4 protein-coding genes are annotated in these 7,275 nt (G+C 63.4%); 1 reads left to right on the top strand and 3 read right to left on the bottom strand.

Annotated features, from left to right (window positions below):
* Positions 1-279 precede the first annotated feature (279 nt).
* Complete coding sequence (locus ACODSP_RS23365) at positions 280-906, top strand: DedA family protein (RefSeq protein WP_488967942.1); 627 nt, start codon at positions 280-282, stop codon at positions 904-906.
* 53 nt (positions 907-959) lie between these two features.
* Here the strand turns inward: ACODSP_RS23365 and ACODSP_RS23370 are convergent, their stop codons facing one another.
* From ACODSP_RS23370 to ACODSP_RS23380, 3 genes are all read right to left on the bottom strand, one after another.
* Positions 960-4,139 carry an efflux RND transporter permease subunit gene (locus ACODSP_RS23370; protein ID WP_488967943.1) on the bottom strand — a complete coding sequence of 1,060 codons (3,180 nt, stop codon included), beginning with the start codon at positions 4,137-4,139 and terminating at the stop codon, positions 960-962.
* A 225-nt stretch (positions 4,140-4,364) separates the two neighbouring features.
* On the bottom strand, positions 4,365-5,534 hold the full coding sequence (locus ACODSP_RS23375; RefSeq protein ID WP_488967944.1) for an efflux RND transporter periplasmic adaptor subunit: 1,170 nt from the start codon (positions 5,532-5,534) through the stop codon (positions 4,365-4,367).
* Positions 5,535-5,997: 463 nt separating this feature from the next.
* Positions 5,998-6,948, bottom strand: coding sequence for a LysR family transcriptional regulator (locus ACODSP_RS23380; RefSeq protein WP_488967945.1), 951 nt, complete (start codon positions 6,946-6,948; stop codon positions 5,998-6,000).
* Between the last annotated feature and the right edge of the window lie 327 nt (positions 6,949-7,275).

Consider the following 7,275-nt stretch of genomic DNA (forward strand, 5'->3'; position numbering starts at 1 on the left):
AACTTACCGAAAATTCACCAAATCGGAAGGTTATAACCTTTGGAATCGAAATAGTTGAACTACTCGACTTCGTTAATATTTCCTAATTTGCCGATCAGATACTCTATACATTGGTACAGGTGACCCCACCCCTGGTAGGGGCAGAAGCCAGACCACCCAATACAACCGCGCACAAGGCAGCCCCATGATGGCGCCCCCTGGCAGCGCTAACCTGCGCGGTATATAAGCGCGACTGGTCCACCGGTGGGTGGATGCGGCCCCGGCGAACGGACAGACAGTATGTTGAGCGATATTATCGAGTTCCTGGCCACCGGCATCATCGCCGTGATCGACGCCATGGGCTATGCCGGGGTGGCGCTGCTGATGGCGATCGAGTCCGCCTGCATCCCGCTGCCGTCGGAAATCATCATGCCGTTCGCAGGATATCTGGTGTCCACCGGGTCGATGAACCTGATCCTGGTGGCGACGGCGGGAGCCATCGGCTGCAACCTGGGTTCAGAAGTGGCCTATCTGGTGGGGCGGCATGGGGGGCGCACGGCCATCCTGCGCTGGGGCCGCTATGTGCTGCTGGATGCGGCGGACCTGGACATGGCGGACCGTTTCTTCGCCCGCTTCGGCAATGCCGCCGTGTTCATTGCCCGGCTGCTGCCCGTCATCCGCACCTTCATCGCCCTGCCCGCCGGGATCGTGGGCATGAAGAAGGTGCCGTTCCATATCTATACGTTCCTGGGCTCCTGGCCCTGGTGCTTCGCCCTGGCCTATGTCGGCATGGCGCTGGGCCATGAATGGCATTCCAACCCGACGCTGAGCACCTGGCTGCATCGGTTCGATGCGTTGATCATTCTGGCCATCCTGGGGCTGGGCGGGCTGTTCCTGTGGCATAAGCTGCACAAGCGGAAGGCCTGAAAACAAAAGCCCCCGCCGGTGTGATCCGGCGGGGGTTTTGCTTTATTGGAGAGTTAATCGCCCGCCGCCACTATGCCGACCGGCAGGGCCGGCTCGGGCTGCTTGCGGTGCGCGCCGACCATGAAGCGCAGCAGGACATAGAAGACCGGGGTCAGCAGCAGGCCGAACAGGGTGACGCCCAGCATGCCGGCGAACACGGCCACACCCATGGCCTGACGCATTTCCGCACCAGCCCCCGTGGAGGTGATCAGCGGCACCACGCCCATGATGAAGGCGATGGAGGTCATCAGGATGGGACGCAGACGCAGGCGGCTGGCCTCAATCGCGGCCTGGACGACAGTTCGGCCATGGGTTTCCAGCTCGCGGGCGAATTCCACAATCAGGATCGCGTTCTTCGCCGACAATCCGACCAGCACCATGAAGCCGATCTGGGTGAAGATGTTGTTGTCCCCACCCGTGATCCAGACGCCGGCCAGGGCCGACATCAGGCTCATCGGCACGATCATCAGGATGGCCAGCGGCAGGGTCAGGCTTTCATACTGGGCCGCCAGCACCAGGAAGACCAGCAGGACGGAGATGGGGAACACCCACAGGGCGGCGTTGCCCGCCAGGATCTGCTGATAGGTCAGGTCGGTCCATTCGAACTTGATCCCGCGCGGCAGAACCTCCGCCGCGATCCGCTCCGCCGCTGCCTCGGCCTGACCGGAGGAGTAACCCGGCGCCGGGCCGCCATTGATGTCGGCGGCGGTGTAGCCGTTGTATCGGACCACCATTTCAGGACCATAGCTCTGCGTCACCTGCACCAGCGACGACAGCGGCACCATCACGCCCTGGTCATTGCGGGTCTTCAGCAGGCCGATATCATCGGCATGGGCGCGGAACGGCGCATCCGCCTGCACCCGCACCTGATAGACGCGGCCAAAAATGTTGAAGTCGTTGACATAGAGGGAGCCCAGATAGACCTGCATCGTCTCGAACACGTCGGTGACGGGCACGCCCAACTGCTTAGCCTTCACGCGGTCCAGGTTCACATCCAGCTGCGGCACGTTGATTTCATAGGAACTGAAGGTCGGCCCCAGTTCAGGGGTCTGGCGGGCCTTCATCACGAAATCATTGGCGGCTTTGGCCAGCGCCTCGTAACCCAGGGAGCCGCGGTCCTCCAGCTGCATCTTGAACCCGCCCAGCGTGCCCAGGCCCATGACGGGCGGCGGCGGGAAGACGGCGACGTAGGCTTCCTTCACGCCATTGAACTGCTGCTGCAGGGACATGGCGATGACATTGGCCGACAGGCCGTCCTTCTGCCGCTCCTCATAGGGTTTCAGGGTGGCGAACACGATGCCGGCGGAGGACGAGTTAGTGAAGCCGTTGACCGACAGGCCGGGGAAGGCAACGGCATGATCGACGCCGGGCTGTTTCAGGGCGATGTCGGTCATGGCGCGGATCACTTCTTCGGTCCGGTCCAGCGAGGCGCCGGTGGGCAGCTGGGCAAAGGCGATCAGATATTCCTTGTCCTGGGCCGGCACGAAGCCACCCGGTACCGCCCGGCCCAGCACGAAGGTCAGGCCCAGCAGCAGCACATAGACCAGCATCATGGCGCCCTTGTGCCGCACCACGCCGCCAACGCCCTTGCCATAGGCTTCGGACCCGCGCTGAAACACGCGGTTGAAGCCCCGGAAGAAGCCGCCCAGCACCTTGTTCATGGCCTTGGTAAGCCAGTCCTGCTTGTCATGATGACCCTTCAGCAGCAGGGCCGACAAGGCCGGTGACAGGGTGAGCGAGTTGAAGGCGGAGATGACGGTGGAGATCGCGATGGTCATCGCGAACTGCTTGTAGAACTCGCCCGACAGGCCCGACATGGCGGCCAACGGCACGAACACGGCCACCAGCGTCAGGGCGATGGCGATGATGGGCCCGCTCACCTCCTGCATGGCCTTGTAGGTGGCCTGTTTGGGCGACAGGCCCTCGGCGATGTTACGCTCCACATTCTCCACCACCACGATGGCGTCATCGACCACGATGCCGATGGCCAGCACCATGCCGAACAATGACAAGGCATTGATGGAGAAGCCGAACAGCAACATCAGGGAGAAGGTGCCGACGATGGAGACGGGCACGGCCAGCAGCGGGATGATGGAGGCGCGCCAGGTTTGCAGGAAAACGATCACCACCAGCACGACCAGGGCGATGGCTTCCAGCAGGGTGTGGATCACAGCGTCGATACTGGCCTGCACGAAGCGGGTCGGGTCATAGACGATGGAATATTCCACGCCATCCGGCATGTCGGCCTGCAGCTCCGCCATGGTGTCCCGAACGGTTTCGGAAATGGCCAGCGCATTGGCACCCGGTGCCTGGTTGATGGCGATGGCCACCGCCGGCTGGTTATCCAGCAGGGAGCGCAGGCCATATTGCGAGGCGGCCAGTTCCACCCGCGCCACATCGCGCAGATAGGTGACGGCGCCGGCGTCGGTCTTCAGGACAATGTCCTGGAATTCCTCCACCGTCTTCAACCGGCCCTGGGCGTTCACCGACAATTGCAGGGGCGCGTCGGGCACCGACGGGCTGGCGCCGATGACACCGGCGGCCACCTGCACATTCTGTTCACGGATGGCGTTGACGACGTCATTCGCCGTCAGGCCGCGTTCGGCTACCTTGTGCGGGTCCAGCCAGACGCGCATGGCATAGTCGCCCGAACCCCACAGCAGCACCTCACCCACCCCGGAAATGCGCGCCAGACGGTCGCGCACATTCAGGACGGCGTAGTTGCGCAGATAGGTCATGTCATAACGGTCGTCGGGCGAGCGCAGATGCACCACCATGGTCAGGGTCGGCGACGACTTGACGGTCGTCACGCCCAGCCGCTGCACATCCTGCGGCAGGCGCGGCAGCGCCTGGGCCACGCGGTTCTGCACCAGCTGCGTGGCCTTGTCCGGGTCGGTGCCCAGCTTGAAGGTCACGGTCAGCGCCATGTTGCCGTCGCTGTTGGCCTGGGACTGCATATACAGCATGTCCTCAACGCCGTTGATCTGCTCCTCCAGCGGGGAGGCAACGGTTTCGGCGATGACCTTGGGGTTGGCGCCCGGATATTGCGCACGCACGACGACGGAGGGCGGCACGACCTCCGGATATTCGGAGACCGGCAGCTGGAACAGGGCAATGAACCCCGCCAGGAAGACGACCACCGACAACACGCCCGCGAAGATCGGGCGGTCGATGAAGAAACGGGAGATGTTCATGATAGCCTCGGGCTCCGCGTGGGGGTGCGGAATGGGATGGGCTTGGAATTTGAGTAGTCATCACCCCTCGCCCACGTCAGTGGGAGAGGGAGGGGCCCATCGGTGTCAGCCGATGGGAGGGTGAGGGAGCAACGATTGGGGGGGACCCCTCACCCTCCCGAACGCTTGCGCGTTCGGGCCCCTCCCTCTCCCGCTATCGCGGGCGAGGGGTGGAATGGGGTGGCCTTACCGCGCCGCGACCTGCGTCGTGGGGCGTTCCATGGCAACCGCCTTGGGCTTCACCACGTCGCCCGGACGGGCGCGCTGCATGCCGTTGACGATGATGCGTTCGCCGGGCTGCAAGCCGCCGGTGACGATGCGCAGGCCTTCCTGACGGCTGCCCAGCAGGACGGGGCGGTAGGAGACCTTGTTGTCATTACCCACGACCAGAACGAATTTCTTGTCCTGATCGGTGCCGATGGCGCGCTCATCGACCATCACGGCGGCCTGCGGATCGGACCCGCCCACCTTGACGCGGGCATAGAGGCCGGGGACCAGCAAACCGTCGGCATTGTCAAAGCGGGCGCGGACGCGGATGGTGCCCGACACGGGGTCCAGCCGGTTATCCACGTCATCGATGGTGCCGGCGCGGGAATATTCCGCCTCGTTGGCCAGACCCAGCTGCACCGGCACACCGGTCTGATCCTTCACCGACGCGATATGGCGCAGATAGGTCTGCTCATCCACGTCGAAGGAGGCATAGATGGGCGAGACAGAAACCAGCGTCGTCAGCGGCACACCGGTCGCCCCCGCCGCCACGACATTGCCCACGGTAATTTCCGCACGGGAAACACGGCCGGAGATGGGGGCGGTGACGGATGTGTAGGACAGGTTCAGCTTCGCCACATCCAGTTCCGCTTGCGCTGCCCTCAGGCTGGCCTGGGCGTCGCGGGCATTATGCTCCCGCTCGTCCAGGGTGCGGCGGGGAATGGTGCTGTCGGCCACCAGCTTGGCGGCACGGTCCAGTTCGGCACTGGTGAAGCGAACCCGGGCCTGGGTCGCCGCCAGTTGCGCCTCGGCCCGCGCCACCTCGGCACGATAGGGGGCGGGATCGATGGTGAACAGGACATCGCCCTTCTTCACCTGCGCCCCGTTCCTGAAATGCACCTCCGTGATGGTGCCAGAGACGCGGGGGCGGATATCCACCCGCTCCACCGCCTCCAGACGCCCGGAATAGCTCTGCCAGTCCACCACCTTGCGCGCCACCACTGGCGCCACATCCACCTCAACGGCGGGCATGGCGGCCACGGCCACCGGCTTGTCTTCCGCCTGCCCCTGCAACGTCGCCAGCGAGATCACCAGCAGCGACACACCGGCCGCCATCATCCAGGCCAGCTTGGATCGCGTCATCGACATGGGTACCACTCCTTGCCAGAAGGGTGCAGAAAGGGGTTTCCCGCCGCCGCCCATCGACGGGGGATCACGCAAAAGAGGCCTGCTCTAAGGACAGCGCCGCCCTTGGATGCCCGGCGATCCGGGCCCCTTGTCCAACACCTTTGTTTCGGGTTTGGAACCGCACCCAGACCGGATGAGGCTCCCTCAATTTTCAGGTTTATCGGGTTTGCTGCATTGCCGCTGTGATGGCCGTCGCAGGGATTAAATCTTTTTCATTTATCACCCATGCATTTTCGCAAGGGCTTGGTAAATAACACCTTTCAACATCAAAATAGCATACGAGCCCGCGAACAGGCGTCCGCAGGTCAGTGAGCAGTTGCAGCATCACCCATCCGCCGTGACGAATAAATATCGATTTTCCGACAACAGAATTCGGATTATCCGAACAATCCGTTGGGCACAGGGCCGGCAGTCTCCGGCCCTCTCAGGCGGCGGCGTGCTGATAACAGGCAAAGGGCTTATCAGCGCCCTGCAGGATCGGGCATTGTTCGAACAGGCTGACAACCCAGTCGATGAACAGCCGTACCTTCTGTGAGGGCTGGCGGTTGGGCGGATAGACGGCGGAGATGGGCATGGGCCGGGGCCGAAACTCGGGCAGCACCTCCACCAGCTCTCCGCGCTGGAACTGCTCCATCACCATGAACAGGCCAGGCTGCATCAGGCCATAGCCCTGAACCCCGCAGGCAATATAGGCCTCGCTATCATTGACCGCGACCGCCCCCTTTAGGGGGATGTCGATCTCCACCCCATCCTTCACGAATTCGAACGGGTAGGAGCGGTTGCCCAGATGGGGGGAGAAATACCGCACGCCCTGATGGCCCAACAGATCCTCCAGCCGTTGCGGCACCCCATATTTCTCCAGATAGGCCGGGCTGGCACAGGTGAGAACGGAGAGAAGGCCCAGGCGGCGGGCGATCATGGAGCTGTCGGCCAGTTCACCGACGCGCAGCACGCAATCCACCCCCTCCTGCACAATATCGATCTGCCGGTCATTCATGCCCAGTTTCAGTTCGATATCGGGGTAGCGCTCATGAAACTCCCGCAAACGCGGGATCACCACCAACCGGCCAATGGAGGTGGGCATATCGACATGCAGCCGGCCCTTGGGATGGCGGCGGCCTTCGGTGAAGCCGATCTCCACCTCCTCCACATCGGCCAGGATGCGCAGGGCGCGTTCGTGGAAAAGCTCCCCGTCGGCGGTCAAGGACAGGCGCCGTGTCGTCCGCTGCAACAGGCTGGTGCCCAGATGGGCCTCCAGATTCTGGATAATGGTCGTGACCGATGCACGCGGAAGGCCCAGCTTGTCGGCGGCCCGGGCAAAGCCATTCAGCTCCACCACCTGCACAAAAACCTGCATGGCCTGCAACTTGTCCATGATCCCGCCCACCCGGAAATATGATCCCGCTCCGTCATGAACATCGGGGCGGGGCAGGTCGCTATGCCCGCCGTCACAGCGGGGGCAGTTTTCACGGGCGGGCGTCGTTCCCTCACCCTCCCATTGGCTAGCGCCAACGGGCCCCTCCCTCTCCCACCTTCGTGGGCGAGGGTAGAAGTTTCGCCCCTCGCCCGCTTGCGGGAGAGGGAGGGGCCCAAGCCGAAAGGCTTGGGAGGGTGAGGGAACGACGTGTTTACCCCAGCGCTTCGGTCAGCTCCGGAACGATCTTGAACAGATCGCCGACGATGCCGTAATCGGCGACCTGGA

The organism is Niveispirillum sp. FG156 (assembly GCF_057809555.1).

Coding starts and splice junctions, on each gene's coding strand:
- ACODSP_RS23365 (WP_488967942.1), top strand. CDS start 280: ATGTTGAGCGATATTATCGAGTTCCTGGCCACCGGCATCATCGCCGTG.
- ACODSP_RS23370 (WP_488967943.1), bottom strand. CDS start 4,139: ATGAACATCTCCCGTTTCTTCATCGACCGCCCGATCTTCGCGGGCGTG.
- ACODSP_RS23375 (WP_488967944.1), bottom strand. CDS start 5,534: ATGTCGATGACGCGATCCAAGCTGGCCTGGATGATGGCGGCCGGTGTG.
- ACODSP_RS23380 (WP_488967945.1), bottom strand. CDS start 6,948: ATGGACAAGTTGCAGGCCATGCAGGTTTTTGTGCAGGTGGTGGAGCTG.